At 42.6% G+C, this 20778-nt stretch carries 22 protein-coding genes; all 22 read left to right on the top strand.

Annotated features, from left to right (window positions below; translation table 11 throughout):
* Positions 1-28 precede the first annotated feature (28 nt).
* The 22 genes from ABOA58_RS26810 (at position 29) to atpE (ending at position 20731) form a co-directional block, all read left to right on the top strand.
* Complete coding sequence (locus ABOA58_RS26810; RefSeq protein WP_101223850.1) at positions 29-1312, top strand: UDP-N-acetylglucosamine 1-carboxyvinyltransferase; 1284 nt, start codon at positions 29-31, stop codon at positions 1310-1312.
* 99 nt (positions 1313-1411) lie between these two features.
* Positions 1412-2374 (top strand): class II fructose-bisphosphatase, encoded by a 963-nt coding sequence (glpX, locus tag ABOA58_RS26805; protein ID WP_214744235.1) that lies wholly within the window; start codon positions 1412-1414, stop codon positions 2372-2374.
* 318 nt (positions 2375-2692) lie between these two features.
* On the top strand, positions 2693-3982 hold the full coding sequence (gene rho / locus ABOA58_RS26800) for a transcription termination factor Rho (RefSeq protein ID WP_034315849.1): 1290 nt from the start codon (positions 2693-2695) through the stop codon (positions 3980-3982).
* A gap of 149 nt (positions 3983-4131) precedes the next feature.
* Positions 4132-4332, top strand: coding sequence for a 50S ribosomal protein L31 (gene rpmE / locus ABOA58_RS26795; RefSeq protein WP_034315847.1), 201 nt, complete (start codon positions 4132-4134; stop codon positions 4330-4332).
* Positions 4333-4470: 138 nt separating this feature from the next.
* The gene (locus tag ABOA58_RS26790; protein WP_034315845.1) at positions 4471-5076 is read left to right on the top strand and encodes a thymidine kinase; all 606 of its coding nucleotides are present in this window, start codon (positions 4471-4473) and stop codon (positions 5074-5076) included.
* A gap of 189 nt (positions 5077-5265) precedes the next feature.
* On the top strand, positions 5266-5721 hold the full coding sequence (locus ABOA58_RS26785; RefSeq protein WP_350300692.1) for a hypothetical protein: 456 nt from the start codon (positions 5266-5268) through the stop codon (positions 5719-5721).
* 159 nt (positions 5722-5880) lie between these two features.
* Positions 5881-6951: a peptide chain release factor 1 gene (prfA, locus tag ABOA58_RS26780; RefSeq protein ID WP_350300691.1), complete on the top strand. Its 1071-nt coding sequence runs from the start codon at positions 5881-5883 to the stop codon at positions 6949-6951.
* Positions 6944-7813, top strand: coding sequence for a peptide chain release factor N(5)-glutamine methyltransferase (prmC, locus tag ABOA58_RS26775; RefSeq protein WP_350300690.1), 870 nt, complete (start codon positions 6944-6946; stop codon positions 7811-7813). The genes prfA and prmC overlap by 8 nt, the downstream gene beginning before the upstream one ends.
* 147 nt (positions 7814-7960) lie before the next feature.
* A complete protein-coding gene (spoIIR, locus tag ABOA58_RS26770; protein ID WP_350300689.1) occupies positions 7961-8896 on the top strand; it encodes a stage II sporulation protein R in 936 nt (311 codons plus the stop codon).
* 289 nt (positions 8897-9185) lie between these two features.
* Positions 9186-10235, top strand: a complete 1050-nt coding sequence (locus tag ABOA58_RS26765) for an L-threonylcarbamoyladenylate synthase (protein WP_350300688.1) — start codon at positions 9186-9188, stop codon at positions 10233-10235.
* Between the two features lie 75 nt (positions 10236-10310).
* Positions 10311-10877 (top strand): manganese efflux pump MntP, encoded by a 567-nt coding sequence (locus tag ABOA58_RS26760; protein ID WP_350300687.1) that lies wholly within the window; start codon positions 10311-10313, stop codon positions 10875-10877.
* A 144-nt stretch (positions 10878-11021) separates the two neighbouring features.
* Positions 11022-11462, top strand: a complete 441-nt coding sequence (locus ABOA58_RS26755; protein WP_350300686.1) for a low molecular weight protein arginine phosphatase — start codon at positions 11022-11024, stop codon at positions 11460-11462.
* Between the two features lie 48 nt (positions 11463-11510).
* Positions 11511-11792 carry a hypothetical protein gene (locus ABOA58_RS26750; RefSeq protein WP_350300685.1) on the top strand — a complete coding sequence of 94 codons (282 nt, stop codon included), beginning with the start codon at positions 11511-11513 and terminating at the stop codon, positions 11790-11792.
* 47 nt (positions 11793-11839) lie between these two features.
* Entirely contained in the window at positions 11840-12286 is a 447-nt protein-coding gene (gene rpiB / locus ABOA58_RS26745) for a ribose 5-phosphate isomerase B (protein ID WP_034315832.1), read from the top strand.
* A gap of 59 nt (positions 12287-12345) precedes the next feature.
* Complete coding sequence (locus ABOA58_RS26740) at positions 12346-12939, top strand: TIGR01440 family protein (protein WP_350300684.1); 594 nt, start codon at positions 12346-12348, stop codon at positions 12937-12939.
* A gap of 370 nt (positions 12940-13309) precedes the next feature.
* Complete coding sequence (glyA, locus tag ABOA58_RS26735; RefSeq protein WP_098864408.1) at positions 13310-14551, top strand: serine hydroxymethyltransferase; 1242 nt, start codon at positions 13310-13312, stop codon at positions 14549-14551.
* A gap of 237 nt (positions 14552-14788) precedes the next feature.
* Positions 14789-15418 carry a uracil phosphoribosyltransferase gene (gene upp / locus ABOA58_RS26730; protein WP_101223839.1) on the top strand — a complete coding sequence of 210 codons (630 nt, stop codon included), beginning with the start codon at positions 14789-14791 and terminating at the stop codon, positions 15416-15418.
* A 23-nt stretch (positions 15419-15441) separates the two neighbouring features.
* Positions 15442-16584, top strand: coding sequence for a non-hydrolyzing UDP-N-acetylglucosamine 2-epimerase (gene wecB / locus ABOA58_RS26725; protein WP_350300683.1), 1143 nt, complete (start codon positions 15442-15444; stop codon positions 16582-16584).
* Positions 16585-16667: 83 nt separating this feature from the next.
* Positions 16668-18896, top strand: coding sequence for a S8 family serine peptidase (locus tag ABOA58_RS26720; protein WP_350300682.1), 2229 nt, complete (start codon positions 16668-16670; stop codon positions 18894-18896).
* 459 nt (positions 18897-19355) lie between these two features.
* A complete protein-coding gene (locus tag ABOA58_RS26715; protein WP_048685860.1) occupies positions 19356-19724 on the top strand; it encodes an ATP synthase subunit I in 369 nt (122 codons plus the stop codon).
* 22 nt (positions 19725-19746) lie between these two features.
* Positions 19747-20442 carry a F0F1 ATP synthase subunit A gene (atpB, locus tag ABOA58_RS26710; RefSeq protein WP_137017338.1) on the top strand — a complete coding sequence of 232 codons (696 nt, stop codon included), beginning with the start codon at positions 19747-19749 and terminating at the stop codon, positions 20440-20442.
* Positions 20443-20506: 64 nt separating this feature from the next.
* Positions 20507-20731, top strand: a complete 225-nt coding sequence (atpE, locus tag ABOA58_RS26705; RefSeq protein ID WP_048685857.1) for a F0F1 ATP synthase subunit C — start codon at positions 20507-20509, stop codon at positions 20729-20731.
* Positions 20732-20778: the final 47 nt, after the last annotated feature.

Raw genomic sequence — 20778 nt, 5'->3', positions numbered from 1 at the left:
AAGTGCTTAGCGTGGAAGGGAGTTTATTATGGAAAAACTTAAAATTGCCGGTGGCTATCCTCTAAAGGGAAGCATTCGTGTCAGTGGAGCAAAAAATAGTGCGGTCGCCCTTATTCCTGCAACAATTTTAGCGGACTCTCCCGTAACGATTGAAGGCCTGCCTGATATCTCGGATGTACAGATGCTGAAAGCGTTAATGGAGGAGATTGGCGGTGAGGTATCCTTTGATGAAGGAGAGATGACAGTCAACCCCAGCAGGATGATTTCAATGCCTCTTCCCAATGGAAGGGTCAAGAAGTTACGTGCCTCTTATTATTTAATGGGGGCAATGCTGGGTAAATTCAAAAAGGCAGTGATTGGCTTGCCTGGAGGCTGCCATTTAGGACCTCGCCCGATAGATCAGCATATTAAGGGGTTTGAAGCACTGGGCGCACAAGTGACGAATGAACAAGGAGCCATTTACCTTAGGGCGGACGAGCTAAGGGGAGCACGCATATATTTGGATGTCGTTAGTGTAGGGGCAACGATCAATATCATGCTTGCTGCCGTTTTGGCCAAAGGCCGCACTGTGATAGAAAATGCTGCGAAAGAACCTGAAATCATCGATGTTGCCACATTGTTGACCAATATGGGAGCGAAAATAAAGGGTGCAGGAACGGATATCATTCGTATTGATGGTGTGGAAAGTTTACATGGGTGTAAGCATACGATCATACCGGATCGGATTGAAGCCGGCACTTTCATGATTTTAGCTGCTGCTGTCGGAGAAGGAATTCTGATTGATAATGTCATTCCCCAGCATTTGGAGTCATTGACTTCCAAATTGAGGGAAATGGGGATTAATATTGAAGCGGGTGATGACCAGATATTTGTCTCACCGGGAGAACAATATAAGTCCGTTGATATCAAGACATTGGTTTACCCTGGATTCCCAACGGATCTTCAGCAACCTTTCACTTCCCTCTTAACAAAAGCAACCGGTTCTAGCATGGTCACCGATACGATATACGGGGCACGATTTAAGCATATTGATGAACTGCGACGCATGAATGCGAAGATAAAAGTCGAGGGCAGAGCGGGCATCGTCGATGGTCCTGTCCAACTTCATGGAGCAAAAGTGAAGGCAAGCGATTTACGTGCCGGAGCGGCTCTTGTAATTGCCGGTTTAATGGCTGAAGGTATTACAGAAGTGACCGGGCTTGAACATATAGATCGCGGATATAGCCATCTTGTTGAAAAACTTTCAGGTTTGGGAGCAACGATTTGGCGTGAAGAAATGACGCAAGAAGAAGTGGAGCAGCTTAAAAGCTGATCCCTTTTCTTGTAACCTCATTGTGTTACTATATATGATATAATGTGTTATACTAATATATAAATAAATCATGCTAGTGTACATGAGGGGGAACCGGAAATGGAAAGAAGTTTATCGATGGAGCTTGTCCGCGTAACTGAGGCGGCGGCACTGAATTCTGCTCGTTGGATGGGAAGAGGAAAGAAAGACGAAGCAGATGATGCAGCAACAACTGCAATGCGGGATGTTTTCAATACTATTCCCATGCAAGGAACGGTTGTAATCGGTGAAGGGGAAATGGATGAAGCGCCAATGCTTTATATTGGCGAAAAACTTGGTACCGGTCTTGGGCCACTAGTGGATGTTGCGGTTGATCCATTAGAAGGAACGAACATCGTTGCATCCGGCGGCTGGAATGCATTGGCTGTATTGGCGATAGCCGATAAGGGGAACTTGCTTCACGCCCCGGATATGTATATGGATAAAATAGCTGTCGGACCAGAGGCTGTTGGTCAGATTGATATCAATGCCTCCGTGTTGGACAACCTGAAAGCTGTAGCCAAGGCAAAAAATAAAGATATTCAAGACGTGGTTGCAACAGTATTGAACCGCGATCGTCATTCGAAGATCATTCATGAACTTCGTGAGGCAGGGGCACGTATCAAGCTGATCAACGATGGAGATGTAGCGGGAGCCATAAATACGGCCTTCGATCTTACCGGTGTTGACATCTTATTCGGATCTGGCGGAGCTCCAGAAGGAGTTATCGCAGCCGTTGCCTTGAAATGCCTTGGAGGGGAAATTCAAGGCAAGCTCGTTCCTCAAAGTGATGAAGAAGTGGAACGCTGTGGTAAAATGGGCCTTGATTTAGGAAGAGTCCTCAGAATGGAAGACCTTGTTCGCGGAGATGATGCAATTTTTGCTGCAACAGGTGTGACTGATGGAGAACTTTTACGCGGAGTACAATTTAAAGGGCATTACGGCGAAACACAATCCGTAGTCATGCGTGCTAAATCTGGTACCGTTCGTTTCATTGATGGTCGTCACAGTCTTAAGATTAAACCGAATGGTTTGATTGACTGATAGCGTTTTTTAGAAAAATCACTTTTAAAAAGCGAGCGGTTTCATCGCTCGCTTTCTTTTTTAAAAAATTTAAGTTGAATAATTAAAATAAAAAAAGTAAAATAAAGCTTGGTCTACTATTAATAATTTAAAATCTGCCCTTTCACTCCAAACTTCAAGAAGCCTTCAATTAATTTTCTTCTTTACATGTAAAAATGTATCATCCTTTCTAAGAAAACTCTGGTCGGGTACATGGATTGCGGTTTTTCTTCCATCTAACAAACCATTTCTTTTTCAGTATGGGTGAAAACGTTTAATTAATAAAAGTGTGGTGTCATAATGAATTTAACTATTTCTAATTTAGAAAACATGAAACTAAAGGATCTCTATGAGCACGCGCGTGAATATAAAGTTTCCTATTACAGCAAACTTTCAAAAAAGGAACTTATTTTCGCTATCCTGAAAGCACAAGCTGAGCAGGATGGTCTCCTATTCATGGAGGGCGTTTTAGAAATCATCCCTTCAGAGGGCTTCGGTTTCCTGCGTCCAATTAATTATTCTCCAAGCTCGGAGGATATTTATATTTCTGCTTCACAGATCCGCAGATTCGATTTGCGAAATGGAGATAAAGTGTCCGGTAAGGTAAGGCCTCCAAAAGAAAACGAGCGCTATTATGGATTGCTGCATGTTGAAGCAGTCAATGGCGATAATCCGGAATCTGCAAAAGAGCGTGTCCACTTTCCAGGTTTAACACCGCTGTATCCAAACAGGCAAATTAAACTGGAAACGACACCGAAGAACTTATCAACCAGGATTATGGATGTCCTGGCACCGGTCGGTTTTGGACAGCGTGGGCTGATCGTCGCACCGCCAAAAGCCGGTAAAACGATGCTCATCAAGGAAATTGCCAATGCGATAACCACAAATCATCCCGAATCGGAATTGATTGTGCTGTTGATTGATGAACGCCCGGAAGAAGTGACTGACATTGAACGTTCCGTTGCTGGGGACGTGGTAAGTTCAACGTTCGATGAAGTGCCGGAAAACCATATCAAGGTGGCTGAGCTAGTGCTAGAACGAGCCATGCGCCTTGTGGAGCATAAACGTGATGTCATCATTTTAATGGACAGCATCACTCGACTTGCCCGTGCTTACAACCTTGTCATTCCGCCGAGCGGACGTACACTATCAGGGGGGATTGACCCTGCTGCATTCCACCGTCCAAAACGCTTTTTCGGTGCGGCGAGGAATATCGAGGAAGGCGGCAGCCTGACGATCCTTGCTACAGCATTGGTAGATACGGGTTCAAGAATGGACGATGTCATTTATGAAGAATTTAAAGGTACGGGTAATATGGAGCTGCATTTAGATCGTGCCCTTGCCGAAAGACGCATCTTCCCGGCAATCGATATTCGCCGCTCAGGCACTCGTAAAGAAGAATTGTTAATTCCGAAAGATCGCCTGGATAAACTATGGGCCATCAGGAAAACGATGTCGGATTCGCCTGATTTCTCGGAGAAATTCCTTCGCCGTCTAAAACAGACAAAGGGTAATGAAGAATTTTTCAGTAAGCTGGATGAAGAGATGTCAGAAATGAAAAAGGGGCCGGCGAGCGTAAAACGTTCTTAAACCCTGTAAGAAACAAACAGTTGCACAACTAGTCTTAAGTTGTTATAATGAGTTCATGTGTTTTTACAATAAATGTGAGGGTGTTTTTCCCTCAACTTGAAGTATATAACTCTGTTTCGAATGATTCAGGGCATAAGGAGCTGAAAAGAATGAAAACTGGAATTCATCCAAATTATAAGCTTTCAAAAGTAATTTGCTCTTGCGGAAACACTTTTGAAACTGGTTCAGTTAAAGAAGAGATCAAAGTTGAGACTTGTTCAGAATGCCATCCATTCTACACTGGTCGTCAAAAATTCGCTGAAGCTGGCGGACGTGTTGATCGTTTCAACAAAAAATACGGTATTAAATAAGCCGGACTTTTTAAAAAACAGGCAAGTATTTTTCTTGCCTGTTTTTTCTTTTCCATAAACAAGTAAGAATTTATATAAAGCCGGGTCGACTTCAATTATGGCCAAGGGATCGACAGGTGGAAGGGAGTAGCTGTTTCCATGTATGTAATGAAACAAACAGGCTGGATCGAGCTTATTTGCGGAAGCATGTTTTCGGGTAAATCTGAGGAATTGATTAAACGAGTCAGCCGTGCTCAATTTGCTAAAGAGCAAATAGCTGTATTTAAACCAGCTATTGATAATCGCTATGCGGAAGAGGCTGTCGTATCACACAATGGCTCTTCTGTGATGGCAAAACCGATTGCCCATTCAACGGATATCTTTAAGTATTTGGACAAGCCCCTGGATATCATTGCAATAGATGAAGTGCAATTTTTTGATCATGAAATTATCGGGGTTGCCCAGCATCTTGCGGACAGCGGTTATCGAGTGATTATGGCTGGACTCGATCAAGATTTCCGAGGTGAACCATTCGGTCCTATGCCTGTACTATTATCGCTGGCAGAATCGGTGACTAAGCTGCAGGCTGTATGTGAAGTGTGCGGATCACCTGCGAGCAGGACACAGCGCTTGATAGATGGGGAGCCGGCCTCCTATGATGAGCCGATCATCCTTGTGGGTGCATCGGAATCATACGAGCCCCGCTGCCGCCATCATCACGAAGTTCCGGGTAAGCAGGCTGTTGGAATTAAAGAACATATTTGAATGATGGTGCCCTATGATCCAATGAGATCGCAGGGTGCTTTTTTTATGCGGAAAAGTGGAAAAACTGTCGGAGTTATTCAGGTGGCCTGACCAATACATGGAAGGGAAATAAAAGATAAATATTGCCCCGTTTTGGGTAGGCTAACGAGGAAATGTTCTTCTTAACCAATCAAAATGGAGGGAAAAAATATGAAATCAAAACTGCTTATTATGACGGCCTTTCTGCTTGCTGCACTAACGGCATGCGGTCAAAATGACAATGCAATAAATAATGATTCGGAATATGGCGATCAATCCCGGGACGGCAGGGATTTTGTTGGCAATGGTTTAAATCAAGTATCCAATAATGATTGGGACAATGAAGCGGAACGGCCATCGGATCAAATCCTCAACACACCGCATCATACATCCAATAATTCTCCATCCATGGGGCAGCAAATTGATGAAATCCGCGGAGTCATTGAATCGGAAACTAATTATGAGGCAGGTTCCGTTTGGTTTAATGGAAATACCATACATGTTACGGTCCATGATAAAGGCAAAATCAAGACGGAAAAAGAGAGAAATAAGGAAATGCAGCGAATACAAGGCATGATAAACAGGGTTGTGCCTCAATATAATGTAGATGTCAAATTAAACAAATAACGACATTTTTGAATCTCTTTGACGTTGATTATTCACCTATACTATAATTAACCTAGAAGTGAACTGAGCTGGGGCACTGAGCTACTTATTTATAGTTAAAAAAGATGGATTACTTCCAATTCGTTTCAGATGTTTTGGAAAATTTATGAGGTGAATAATTTGTTTGATCGATTGCAAGCAGTAGAAGATAGATATGAAAGATTGAATGAACTATTAAGTGACCCGGAGATCATTAATGACTCCAAAAAACTAAGGGAATATTCTAAGGAGCAATCCAGCATACAAGAGACCGCATCGACTTATAAAGAATACAAAGCGGTTCGTGAGCAACTCCAGGAGGCAAAGGCGATGCTGGAGGAGAAACTTGATTCGGATATGCGTGAAATGGTAAAAGAAGAGATCAATGAACTTGATGAGACCATACAAGGCCTTGAGGATAAACTGAAAATCTTGCTTATTCCTAAGGACCCTAACGATGATAAAAACGTAATCATGGAGATCCGGGGAGCGGCTGGCGGAGATGAGGCGGCCTTATTTGCAGGCAGTCTATACCGGATGTATAGCCGTTTTGCCGAGGTGCAGGGCTGGCGGACTGAAGTCATTGAAGCAAGTCCTACAGGGCTTGGCGGCTACAAGGAAATCATATTCATGATTAATGGCAATGGCGCTTATTCAAAATTGAAATTCGAAAATGGGGCTCATCGCGTTCAGCGAGTACCTGAAACTGAATCAGGCGGACGGATTCATACATCTACAGCCACGGTTGCCGTTTTACCCGAAGCTGAGGAAGTGGAAGTTGAAATCCATGATAAGGATATTCGTGTCGATACCTTTGCATCGAGCGGTCCTGGAGGGCAAAGTGTCAATACGACAATGTCTGCGGTGCGCTTGACTCATATTCCGACGAATACGGTTGTATCCTGTCAAGATGAAAAATCACAAATCAAGAACAAAGAAAAAGCAATGAAGGTTTTGCGTGCCAGGGTGTACGATAAAATCCAACGCGAAGTACAGGCGGAATATGATCAAAATAGGAAGCTTGCCGTTGGAACGGGAGATCGATCTGAAAGGATTCGCACTTATAACTTCCCGCAAAACCGCGTTACCGACCACCGTATTGGTTTAACGATTCAAAAGCTGGATCAAATCATGGAAGGTAAGTTGGATGAAGTGGTTGATGCATTAATCATGGAAGACCAATCTTCAAGGCTGGAAAATGCAGATGAGTAATTCTGCAGTGAAAGTATTTGAAGCCCTTAAATGGGCTTCTTCTTTTTTAAAGGAAAATGATCGTGATGCCAATGCTGGGGAAATCCTGTTACAGCACTTTTTAAAACAAACTCGCTCCCAAATGTTGGCCAACCTTCATGATGAGCTTAGTGAAGCGGATTTTGGGCAATTTAAGGGCGCTATTGAGCTGCATGCTAAGGGAACGCCCATCCAATATATAATCGGCAGTGAAGAATTTTATGGACGGACCTTCTTTGTGAATGAAGAAGTGCTCATACCGAGACCTGAAACAGAAGAATTGATTTATTATACATTACGTAAACTCCCGGCCATTTTTATGGAGGGACAGAAGCTTCATTTAGCTGATATTGGGACCGGCAGCGGCGCAATCGCCATAACGATGAAACTTGAAAAATCAAATCTGTTGGTGACGGCCACGGACATAGCGGAACCATCGCTTGAGGTGGCGAGGAAAAATGCAGAATCACTTGGTGCCGAAGTGCAGTTCATGCAAGGTGATTTGCTTTTGCCTTTCATGAACATGAACCAGAAGGTGGACATCCTTTTATCGAATCCGCCATATATACCAGATGATGATCATAAATCCATGTCAGTAGTCGTGACAGGACATGAACCACATCGTGCATTATTTGCCGGTATCGATGGGTTGGATTTTTACCGCCGCTTTATGGAGCAGTTACCTTTGATCATGAAGGTGCCAGGGCTGATCGGTTTTGAAGTGGGCACTGGACAGGGTAAGGCGGTTGCCGATTTATTGAAGCGAACCTTTCCTGCCGCAGAAGTATCCATTGTAAATGACATAAATGAAAAAGATCGTATGGTCTTTGCTGCATTAAAGTGATCCGTCTCCTTCGAGACGGATTTTTTTATGGGCACCATCCTCATTATCCTTTGGAATCTATATTTCCAGCTATCAACTTTTTTTATTTTTACTAGTTTAAGATAGCTGGAAAATGGTGAGACTAATTCATGTGAGGGGGCGAAGGCGATGAAAACAAAACATTTAGCCATTATCTATCTATTAATCTTAACTATAGGAACGATCGTAAGTATATATATGCCTAAAGCGGAGATGGTCGGTGCAGAAGATACGAAGGTGATCCCGGATGAGGCGATTCGTCTGCGGATACTTGCTAATAGTGATGCAGAAAAGGATCAAGCGGTTAAACGGCTTATTAGGGATAAGGTAAATGAAGATATCACAAAGTGGGTCGAGGAGCTTACTTCTTTGGATGAAGCGAGGGATGTGATCACCTCGCATCTACCGGATATCCAAGCGACGGCTGAGGCAGTTATAAAGGAACAGGGTTTGGAGCAGTCAGTAAAAGTCGATTTTGGACAAGCGGAATTTCCGACAAAACTCTACGGGCAGTATTTATATCCGGCAGGGGATTATGAAGCAGTGATTATCACACTTGGTGATGGGGAAGGCGCTAATTGGTGGTGTGTTCTATTTCCGCCATTATGTTTCTTGGATTTTTCAAATGGGACGGCTGTAAGTCAAAGTCCGATTGTTGAGGAAGAAGATGAAGGATCCCTGACTTCGGATGGGAAGGCGTATGCTGCAACGAATGAAGAGAGTGAACCTGTTGCGGAGGAAGTGGTTGAAGAAGAAGAGCTGGTTGAAAAGGAAAAAGGGCCGGAGGAAGTAGTTGAAGAAGAGGTAATGGAGGAGAGCGTAAAAGAGGAAGTACCGGAAGAAACCGTAAAAGAAGAGGTTGTTGAGGAAGAGGTAAAAGAAGAAGTGACAGAAGTAAAAGATAAGGAACAAGTGACAGAGGAAGTCATTGAAGGGAAAGTTGAAGAAAACAAGGTTGAACTTGCGGCATCCAATGAACAAGGTCAACAATTATATGAAGGGGAAAAGGAGCCTGAGGTGGAAGTGAAGTCCTTGTTTGCAGAAATATTCAATGATCTATTTTAAAAAGGGGGCAGCGGCCCTTTTTTTTACTTTCAGATAATTATAAAAACATATCCACAGGGTTATTAACAAAAAATCAAAAAAATCTGTCATTAATCATTAATATCCACAAACTTATCCACGGATTCGATATGGTTATCCCCAATTTGTGGATAACACTTGAATTATGTGTATACTTCTTTTATACTTTCAAAGTATCTTTTAAGTGAAATTAGTACGTTAAATTGAAAATATCGTTCATATTAAAGCGATTATATAAAATAAGAAATGTTAAAAGGCGATGATGTTCAAGATGAAAACGAAAATTTGGTCAGTGGATAAAAATGTGGATAATTTACAAAGTTATCCCCAGATTACACAATCAGCTGAATTATTAAAGGCTAACCAAGTGGTTGCTTTTCCTACAGAGACTGTTTATGGACTAGGTGCGAATGCCAAAAATGACGAGGCGGTCCAAAAAGTGTTCGAAGCAAAGGGGCGTCCGAGTGATAATCCTTTAATCGTTCATATAGCCTCAGAAGAGCAGTTGTCAGGTATTGTAGAAGAGATTCCGGAACAGGCCCGGAAGCTAATGGCAGAATTTTGGCCGGGTCCTTTGACTTTGATAATGAAACGAAAACCGGGCCAGCTATCAAATCTTGTGACAGCTGGATTGGACACGGTGGCTGTCAGGATGCCGGATCACCAGGTTGCCCTAGGTCTTATTCGTGCGAGTGATTTGCCCATTGCCGCTCCAAGTGCAAATACTTCCGGTAAACCAAGCCCCACTTCAGCAAAACATGTTGAAGATGACTTGATGGGCCGGATTGCAGGCATAGTCGATGGCGGGACAACGGGTGTGGGTGTAGAATCCACAGTACTTGATTGCACTGTTGAAGTCCCTGTTATATTAAGGCCCGGCGGAGTGACCCTGGAACAGCTGGAAGCTGTGATAGGGGAAGTCCGGCAAGATGTCGCTTTGAAGAATCAGGAAACGGCGCCGAAAGCCCCGGGCATGAAATATACCCACTATGCTCCGAAGGCCCCTCTATATTTAGTCAAGGGTAATCAAGCTTTCCTTCAGAAGCTTGTGGATGAAAAAAGAAGTGATGGGTTAAAGGTGGGCATCATAACGGCTTATGAACATCAACAGGATTATAAGGCGGATTATGTGGTTGCCCCAGGTTCGTTAGCTGATTTACATACTGTTGCCACAGGCTTATATGATGCTTTAAGACAGTTTGATGAGCTGGAGGTCGATGTCATTTTTAGTGAAATGTTTCCTGACCATGGAATAGGAGCTGCGGTCATGAACCGGCTTGAGAAGGCTGCAGGTCATCAAATCATCAAGGAACATGTGTAATAAGGACTGATTAATTCTTCTATTTCTTTTCGGACATGCATAACATGTAGTAGGCACGTCCGAGGGAGGATTGGAATGAATACATTTGCTGGAGAAATCATCACCTTATTGCTAATGGCATTCGCGTTGGGAATGGATGCCTTTTCAGTCGGCCTTGGAATGGGAATGTTTAAGCTAAGGTTGAGGCAAATTCTTTTTATAGGGCTGACAGTTGGCTTTTTTCATATTTGGATGCCCTTGCTTGGAATGGGGGCAGGCCGTTTCATTTCAGACAAATTCGGGACCTTCGCTACTTACGCCGGCGGTCTATTGTTGATCATTCTTGGTATACAGATGTTTATCCCTGGTAAAAAGGATGGAGCTGGTGTCAGGGAAAATAATATGCTGGCTCCTGTCGGGAAAGGTCTATTCATTTTTGCTTTAGGGGTAAGCCTGGATAGCTTCTCGGTAGGATTAACCCTGGGGATTTACGGTGCAAAAACGATTTTAACCATTCTTTGCTTTGGGTTTGCTGCCACCCTATTAACGTGGGCAGGGCTTTTGCTGGGTAGAAAAATGCAGGGTTTGCTTGGCGTGTATAGTGAGATTCTTGGCGGAAGCATCCTATGTGCGTTTGGGTTGAAATTATTGTTCTCTTTTTGAGCCGCTTGACTTCATATCTATCCTTCCTCAACTGTTCCGATTACCGGGGCGGTTTTATTTTTTCCTAAGACATGATGAGAGTGATTTTTTTGACTATAATAAACGGGCGATAGCTTATAATGAATAAAAAAGGAGGCGTCATAAATGATCCGCGTATTATTTGTATGTACAGGCAACACATGCAGAAGCCCGATGGCAGAAGCGATATTGAAAAATAAGAATATTGCGGGCGTTGAAGTGAAGTCCGCTGGCGTGTATGCTTCATCAGGCCAGGATGCTTCGACGCATGCTAAAAATGTATTGGCTGAAAATGACATAGTGCATAATCATCATTCAACGCCTTTATCCGAGAAGGAGATGGAATGGGCGACTCATATTTTCACCATGACGGAAGGGCATAAATCACTCATTGCCCATGCATATCCACAGATGACCGATAAGATTTTTACTTTAAAAGAATTCATTATTGACGATAAGTATGATAAAGACATAATAGATCCGTTTGGCGGTTCTGAAGGCATTTATCGGGAAACATTCAGGGAGCTGCAGGAATTAATTGAAGAATTGGTCTTAAGGCTTAAATAGTAAACAGGGTACATAATGTGGTCGCTGCAGTAAAAGATATTACTAAGCTTGTTGACCGTCAATTGGAAAGTGTATGATCAAGGCAGCAGAAGAAGTGGCTGCTATTGCAGAAGAACATCTGCTGGAGCGGAAGAAGTGACGGCTGTCACAAGCGAGCAAGCGATAGTCATGGAAAATGTCGAAAAATCGGCAATGGAATTTAAAGTGCAAGCGGAAAAGTTAAACAGAAACCTTACCCGCTTCACACTTGACATTTTACAGCAGGAAACCGGAGTCGGTTTCCTGCTTCTTTGCGATGATAAAGGATGGACATCCTTTATCTTTTCATAATTTTGTGACACAATAAAATCAAATGTAAAAGCTAGAGGAGGATTATGATGAAAGTTGCGATTGCTTCGGATCATGGTGGTATACATATCCGTGAAGAAATAAAGAATTTATTGAATGAGTTACAGATTCCATTTGAGGACTTTGGCTGTGAATGCAGTACGTCGGTGGATTATCCTGATTATGCCTTGCCGGTTGCTGAAAAAGTGGCAAGGGGTGAGTTCGATCGGGGCATTTTAATCTGTGGAACTGGAATCGGAATGAGCATTGCTGCTAATAAGGTCAAAGGAATTCGATGTGCTTTGGTTCATGATGTCTATAGTGCGAAGTTGACCCGTCAGCATAATGATACCAATATGTTAGCGATGGGGGAGCGTGTCATTGGCCCGGGTCTTGCCAGGGAAATTGCCCAAACATGGCTTACTTCGGAATTTGAAGGCGGGCGTCATCAAAACAGGATCGGTAAGATTGCGGAGTACGAAGGTAAGCACAGCTAATTCTTATGGTTTTTGGAGAGTTCCGATAGCAATTTTTCTTATTGAAAGGATGCGTTTTCATGACAAGTGATGCTACATTTTCAAATGAGCTTGAGATATGGGAAAACCAGTTTCGGGAACTTTTACATGAGTTTCAAGAGCAGGCAGCTTTAAAAGAGAAACAGCTACTGGTTATCGGCTGCAGTACAAGTGAAGTGATCGGGAAAAGGATCGGTACTGAAGGGACGCTCGATGTTGCGGGGATGATTTTTTCCGTAGTGAGGGATTTTCAAGGAAAAACGGGTGTTCAGGTTGCGTATCAATGTTGTGAGCACCTAAACAGGGCATTGGTTTTGCAAAGGGAAACCGCGATTCGATATGATTATGAAGAAGTTTCGGTTGTACCTGTAAGAACAGCTGGGGGATCGATGGCGACGTACGCCTATCAGCAATGGAAAGATGCAGTCGTCGTTGAACATATCAAAGCGGATGCGGGGATAGACATTGGAGACACATTCATTGGCATGCATCTGAAGCATGTGGCGGTTCCGATTCGCTCTGCCATTAAAGAAATAGGCCATGCTCATGTGACCATGGCAAAAACCCGCCCAAAACTGATTGGCGGGGAACGGGCCGTTTATCAGGACATCTCTGAAAACAAGAGTTGTACTTAAGGTAATTGAGACAGCATTTCTCGGATGGGGAATGCTGTTTTTTAATAGAATCTGAGCAAAATCGTAAAGCTCAAGATAAGGTTCACAAGAAAAATTTTTATTTTGTAGTGCTAATAGAATGGAGATTTCGCTCATTAAATATAGGGTGAAAGGGCTATTTACCATGATTTCGATGTCAAATACGAACGTTTTTAAATATAAAAACATTTAATGTTCGATAAAATTAGACTATCACTTCTAAATTAGACATGTTAAAATGGAGTAGAATTTTCTAATAATTATTGGTAAGGCTTTTTCATGCTTTTTTGAAGGCATGTTGCACATAAATACTAAAAAGCGAATCACGCACAATTTGAGGAGGAATTACGGAATGAATCGTTTAGCAAAGCAAGATGAGCAAGTGTTTAACGCAATTCAACTGGAATTAGGGCGTCAAAGAAGTAAAATTGAGCTTATTGCTTCTGAAAACTTCGTGAGTGAAGCTGTCATGGAAGCGCAAGGGTCGGTCTTGACTAATAAGTATGCAGAAGGATACCCTGGAAAACGTTACTATGGCGGATGTGAGTATGTAGACATCGTTGAAGATCTAGCACGTGAGCGTGCGAAAGAAATTTTCGGCGGGGAGTATGTGAACGTACAGCCTCACTCTGGAGCTCAAGCCAATATGGCCGTTTACTTTACAGTGCTTCAAACCGGCGACACCGTGCTTGGGATGAACCTTTCGCATGGAGGTCATTTAACACATGGAAGCCCAGTTAACTTCAGTGGTGTTAACTACAATTTCGTTGAATATGGGGTAGACGAAAAAGATCACCGTATCGATTACAATGATGTATTGGAAAAAGCTCGTCAGCACAAACCGAAATTGATCGTAGCGGGTGCAAGTGCATATCCACGGGAAATTGATTTCAAGCGATTCCGTGAAATTGCAGATGAGGTCGGAGCTTATTTAATGGTCGATATGGCACATATCGCAGGTTTGGTTGCGGCTGGATTACACCAAAGTCCAATTCCTTATGCTGACTTTGTAACGACAACTACTCATAAAACACTTCGCGGACCGCGCGGAGGAATGATCATCTGTAAAGAAGAATTCGGTAAGAAAATCGATAAATCCATCTTCCCTGGAATTCAAGGCGGTCCATTGATGCATGTTATATCCGCTAAGGCTGTTGCATTCGGCGAAGCGCTTCAAGATGATTTTAAAGTGTATGCACAACAAATCATCGACAATGCTAAACGTCTGGGCGAAGGTTTGAAGAAAGAAGGGTTCACCCTTGTTTCTGATGGAACGGACAATCACTTGATTCTTCTTGATGTGCGCTCTACTGGATTAACGGGAAAAATCGCAGAGCATGTTTTGGATGAAATCGGTATTACCGTTAACAAAAATGCGATTCCTTATGACCCGGAAAAACCATTCGTTACAAGTGGTATTCGTATTGGGACTGCGGCAGTGACATCACGTGGCTTCGGATTGGAAGACATGGATGAAATAGCTGCAATCATCGGACTTGTTTTGAAAAATAATGAGGACACAGCTAAACTTGAAGAAGCAAAACAGCGTGTTGAATCATTAGCTAACAAATTTGAATTATATCCTTCATTGTAATATTCTTGAGCCGCTCCCTTCTATAGGGAGCGGTTTTTTTATACCTTATGGGAGTCCGTATGTGAGAAGAATCCGAATAGTGAAAATAGGTCTGACATCTAAACCTTTATTGAAGATTGAAACGTTTTTCTGTAAAATAGGTTGAAGTGAATTTAAAAAGACACGAAAATTTTTCTATTCGATTAGGGAAATCATAAAAAAGCGCAAAACTAAGCAATGGAATTGGAGAGATGCTAAATGGGAAAAGTTTATGTTTTCGATCACCCGTTAATTCAACACAAATTAGCCTATATACGTGATATAAATACAGGAACAAAAGAATTCCGTGAACTGGTGGATGAAGTCGCTTCATTGATGGCATTTGAAATCACGAGGGATATGCCGCTGGAAGAGGTGGAAATCCAAACGCCTGTAAGCACGGCGAAAGTGAAAATGCTTTCTGGTAAAAAAGTAGGAATCGTCCCGATTTTACGTGCAGGCATAGGGATGGTGGACGGAATCATTAAGCTGATTCCTGCTGCAAAGGTCGGACATGTTGGTCTTTACCGTGATCCTGAAACATTGAAACCTGTTGAATATTATGCGAAAATGCCAAGTGATTTGGCTGAAAGGGAATGCATTGTCGTTGACCCGATGTTAGCCACTGGCGGATCAGCCATCGAAGCGATCCATTCCATTAAAAAGCGCGGTGCAGTGAATATTAAATTCATGTGTTTGATTGCAGCTCCAGAGGGTGTGGACGCATTAAAAGAAGCCCATCCGGATGTTGATATTTATATTGCTGGCCTTGACGAAAAACTGAATGAACATGGATATATCGTTCCAGGTCTTGGAGACGCAGGAGATCGTTTATTCGGCACAAAATAAGGAAAGAAGCTGAGGTGTCACGAATGAACAAACCGATAAAAGTCATGACCATTTTCGGGACGAGACCAGAAGCTGTCAAAATGGCTCCCTTAGTACTCGAATTTCAAAAACACCCAGAACATTTCAAGCCGATCGTTGCTGTTACGGCTCAGCATCGCCAAATGTTAGATCAAGTTCTCGAACTATTTTCCATTCAGCCGGATTATGACTTGGACATAATGAAGGAAAGGCAAACGCTTGCTGACATTACAACAAGAGCATTAAATGGTCTTGATTCCGTAATGAAGGAAGCTGAGCCTGATATCGTTCTTGTACATGGAGATACAACCACAACATTCGTCGCAAGTCTGGCTGCTTTTTATAATCAGATTGTCATTGGGCATGTAGAAGCAGGGCTGCGCACCTGGAATAAGTATTCCCCCTATCCGGAAGAGATGAATCGACAGCTTACCGGTACGATGGCGGATTTGCATTTTGCGCCGACTTCGAAAGCGGAGGAGAATCTGCTTAACGAAAACAAGAAGGATAATATTTTCGTGACGGGAAATACGGCAACCGATGCTTTAAAAACGACTGTGCGGTCCACGTATTCCCATCCGGTTTTAAATGGACTTGGAGAAGACAGGCTCATTTTGCTTACCGCCCATCGCAGGGAAAATCTAGGGGAACCCATGAGTAATATCTTCAGGGCCGTGAAGAGAATCATTGCTGAGCATGATGATATTCAAGTTGTATATCCTGTCCATTTAAATCCTCTTGTTCAGGAATTGGCGAACGAAATTCTCGGGGACGATCCGCGGGTTCATTTGATCGAGCCGCTGGATGTTTTGGATTTCCATAACTTCGCTTCAAGGGCCTATTTGATTTTGACTGATTCTGGAGGAATCCAGGAAGAGGCACCGTCACTTGGTGTACCTGTCCTGGTTTTAAGGGACACGACTGAACGTCCTGAGGGGATAGCGGCTGGAACCTTAAGATTGGCGGGTACTGATGAACAAACCATTTATAATTTGGCACATGAATTGCTCACGGATCAAGAGGTGCACGAAAAAATGTCCAAAGCTTCAAATCCATATGGGGACGGAAACGCTTCGGTCCGCATAGCTGAAGCCATCCGTTACTATTTTAAGCAAGTAAATATGCCGCCAACTAGATTTGACTCATAAAAAAGGAAAAGCCATGCGCTTTTCCTTTTTTTATTTGCATACTCCAAGGTTGTTGAGAAAAGATAATTGCTAAGGGGATGATTATGTTGGGAAAGAAATTGTTTTTAGTGTTTGTTTTCCTTTTTGTATTTATTTATCAAAATGAAAAGGGGTTCGCATCCGTCATTCTGCCGCCTTTACCAAAACTATCAGAATCTAAGGAAGTGACGGTTGTTGTCACGATGGATAAGGAGTTTCAACGAAAAAAGATCGAAAAACTGCTTGAAAAATATCCTTCCCTTCAATTACGGAATGTTTATTCGATCGCCCTGAATGGATTTTCCCTTCATGGGAAGATGAATGAGATAGAACAACTTAAAAAGGAGGACGAAATACAGGCTGTAACGGAAGTGTCCGTTTATCAAGCTGTGTTGGATGAAAGTGTCCCATACATAGGAGGAGGCAGGGTCAGGGGTTTCTTTGATAAGGAGAATCACCGGATAACCGGGAAAGGGGTAAAAGTAGGGATAATCGATACTGGCATCGATTATACACATCCAGATTTGCAACGAGCTTATAAGGGCGGGAAGGATCTTGTTGATGGTGATGAAGACCCGATGGAAACCAAAAACCAAGGCGACCTGGATACATTACACGGTACACATGTGGCAGGCATCATTGCAGCCAATGGAAAAATGAAAGGTGTCGCACCAGAGGCGGAGATATATGCATATCGAGCTTTGGGACCAGGTGGAGCAGGAGATACGGATCAAGTCTTGACAGCTATTGAGTCAGCCATGAAGGATAAGGTAGATGTATTGAACCTCTCTCTTGGCAATAACGTCAATGGCCCTGATTTGCCTATCTCCCTTGCATTGAATAAGGCTGTGGAAAGCGGAATAGTTGCCGTGACATCAAACGGGAATTCCGGTCCGGCTGTATGGACCGTCGGTTCACCCGGAACAGCGGAAAAAGCGATTTCCGTTGGTGCATCGACTCCTCCCTTAAGGGTTCCGTATATGATTTACGGACTTGGATCGAAAAAGCATCAATCGCATTTAACCTTGTTTCAAGGCTCTAAAAAATGGAACCTGACGTTTTCCGAGGATGTCATATATGGGGGACTGGGTAATGAAAAAGACCTGAAACATGTTCGGGATAAGATTGTTTTGATGGAACGTGGCACACTTACCTTCCAGCAGAAAGTATCCAATGCAGAAAAGGCAGGTGCAAAGGGGGTAATTGTTTATAATAATACGAGCGGGACCTTTACTGGAAGCTTGGAAAAGGAAATGAACATCCCAGCTGCTTCTATTAATAGAAGAGATGGATTGCAGCTTAAGCAAATCATGGAGCAAGGGCAGAGCAAAACCGTACAATTTGTTTATAAGAACGAGCAGGATAGGCTCGCGGATTTTAGCTCAAGGGGCCCGGTAACCGTATCATGGGGAATAAAGCCTGACGTATTGGCGCCGGGAGTGGAAATTAAAAGCACCGTTCCTAAAGGATATATGTCCTTGGATGGAACAAGTATGTCCGCACCGCATGTTGCAGGAGCAGTCGCATTAATCCTGCAAAAACACCCGGATTGGACTCCTGATCAAGTGAAATCTGCATTGATGAGCACTTCAAAGCCATTGAGGAAATCTGCGAATCAATTTTATCACACATATGAACAGGGGGCTGGACGCATTCAGGTCGACGAAGCATTAAAAGCGGACACGCTCTTGAATCCTAGCTCATTGTCCTTTGGAATGTATACAAAGAAAGAAGGAATTGAAGAGCATCATGAAACGATAGTTATAGAAAATACCGGAACGAAAATGAGGAAGTACTCTTTCATGGTCCCATTAAAGGAAACGGGACTCACTTGGGAATTGCCGAAATCCCTTACTTTGAATCCGAAGGAAAAGAAAAAAATTAAAGTGGGACTGCAGGTCAACCCAGCCGAGCTTAAAAAGGGGGTCTTTGATGGATACCTCATTATAATGGAAGGAACCAAAAGAATATCACTTCCTTATTTATATGTAAAAGAAGAGCCTGATTATCCAAGGGTAATGGGATTTGATTTTGGCGAAGGAGACCAGGAAGGTACATATCGATACGAAATGTACCTTCCGCGTGGGGCTGAAGAATTCGGTATTGCCCTTTATGAGGAAGATAGCTTGAAATTCGCTGGATATTTGGATTGGTCGAGATCGGCACCTTCCGGTTTGATCAAAAGAGATGTATTGAAAAAAGACTTGCCGCCTAAAGGAGTGTATAAAGCGATAATCTTTGCGAGAAGGGGCGGAAGGGAAGATCGGATAGAAAAGACGTTACTTATTGAGTGAACAGACGACAATAAGTAAAATAAAACGGATGTCAATAGTAGAAAAAAGATAATTTGTGAACAATTCGTTAATAATTACAAACCTGTGACAAATTTCACTAACCACTCATTGACAATGATTCTAGCCTATTGTATGCTAACAAAGGATGTAAAATGAGAGGGTTTTCAGTAGCCCGGCATGCAGATTTTTACAGCATGAAATGTTTTCTATCCTCCACCAAATTCAACCGCGAGGATGCAACTTGCGTCAAATGATTTGCCGTCTAAAATGGCTATGACTTTGATGTCAGCGATTCTTTCTCAAATAGTCGGATCAGTTTTGTTCGGTATCTTCATTTACTTGCCAGAACCTAAGATTCGAACCGCTGCTATTAGTAATTGGCCTTCTTTGTGGACTTGCTAGGTTTACAAGCAATGCTTCATTCAGTACGAAAATATTTCTCAGGAGATTAAATGAAAAATGCCAGAAATGAAAATCATGTTCAACAGGCAGAGTAAATATATAATTTTTCTTCTGGCGGTTTATGTTGTTGGATGGGGACTTACGAGTTATCAAGCCGTTTTTGCTGGGCTTATACTGGGTACGAGTTTGAGTTTATACAATTTATGGCTGATCAATCAGAAAATGAAAAAGTTCAGTCAGGCGCTCGATGAAGGAAAGAAAACTAAATCTCTTGGGACGATGACTCGAATGGCATCCGCAGGTCTAGCGGTACTCATTGCATTGGAATTTCCGGAGCATTTTCATCTGATAAGTGTTGTATGGGGATTAATGACAGCTTATATTGTCATTTTTATAGATTTTTTCATCCAATTAATACGTCGATAGCGGGGAAGAGAGGTGAATATAGTTGAATCATGAAGCACCCTTACAAGAATTTATGGGTCTTACCTTTAACTTGAGTAACGTCCTAATGATTACAGTTGCCAGCCTAGTTGTGTTCATACTTGCTGTGCTTGGTACACGTAAGCTTGCCATGAAGCCAACTGGCATGCAGAATTTCATGGAATGGATTATGGATTTCGTTAAGGGTATTATTAATAGTAACATGGACTGGAGAACAGGTGGTCAGTTTCAACTGCTTGGTATGACTTTGCTGATGTACATTTTTGTGTCCAATATGCTAGGTCTTCCGTTTGCAATTAGTTACGATGGTGTGCTTTGGTGGAAATCACCAACAGCCGACCCAGTTATCACATTGACTCTTGCAGTCATGGTTTTAGGTTTAACGCATTATTATGCTATAAAAATGAAGGGCGCCAAGGGTTATTTTAAAGCTTATAAAAACCCAATGACACTTGTAGAGGAATTTACAAACTCCTTGACACTTGGTCTGCGTCTATATGGTAACATTTATGCTGGTGAAGTTTTGCTGAGTCTATTAGCGGGATCTCTAGCATTTAGTGGAGCTGCCGGATTTATTGGTGCAATTGTGCCTACATTAGTATGGCAAGGCTATAGTATTTTCGTCGGTAGTATCCAAGCGTTTATCTTTGTCACGTTAACAATGGTTTATCTGTCTCATAAAGTCAGTGACGACCATTAATTATAAGTTCATTTAGAACTAAAAAAATAATAAATTTTGATACAATCTAAGGAGGATATTTATAATGACAGGTTCAGTAGGTCTTCTTGCAGCAGCAATTGCAATTGGTTTAGCAGCACTAGGTGCAGGTATTGGTAATGGTCTTATCGTTTCAAGAACAGTAGAAGGTATCGCTCGTCAACCAGAAGCTCGCGGTATGCTTCAAACAACAATGTTCATCGGGGTAGGTTTAGTTGAGGCGATGCCTATCATCGCGGTAGTAATTGCGTTTATGGTATATGGTGGTTAATAGAACCTTCAAAAAGTTCAAAAATGGCGAAGTTCGTTCCATGTGAA

The organism is Peribacillus frigoritolerans (assembly GCF_040250305.1).
In the GTDB taxonomy this organism is placed as follows: domain Bacteria; phylum Bacillota; class Bacilli; order Bacillales; family DSM-1321; genus Peribacillus.
Note: the sequence above shows the minus strand (reverse complement) of the source record. Positions and strands in the feature narration are given on the sequence as shown.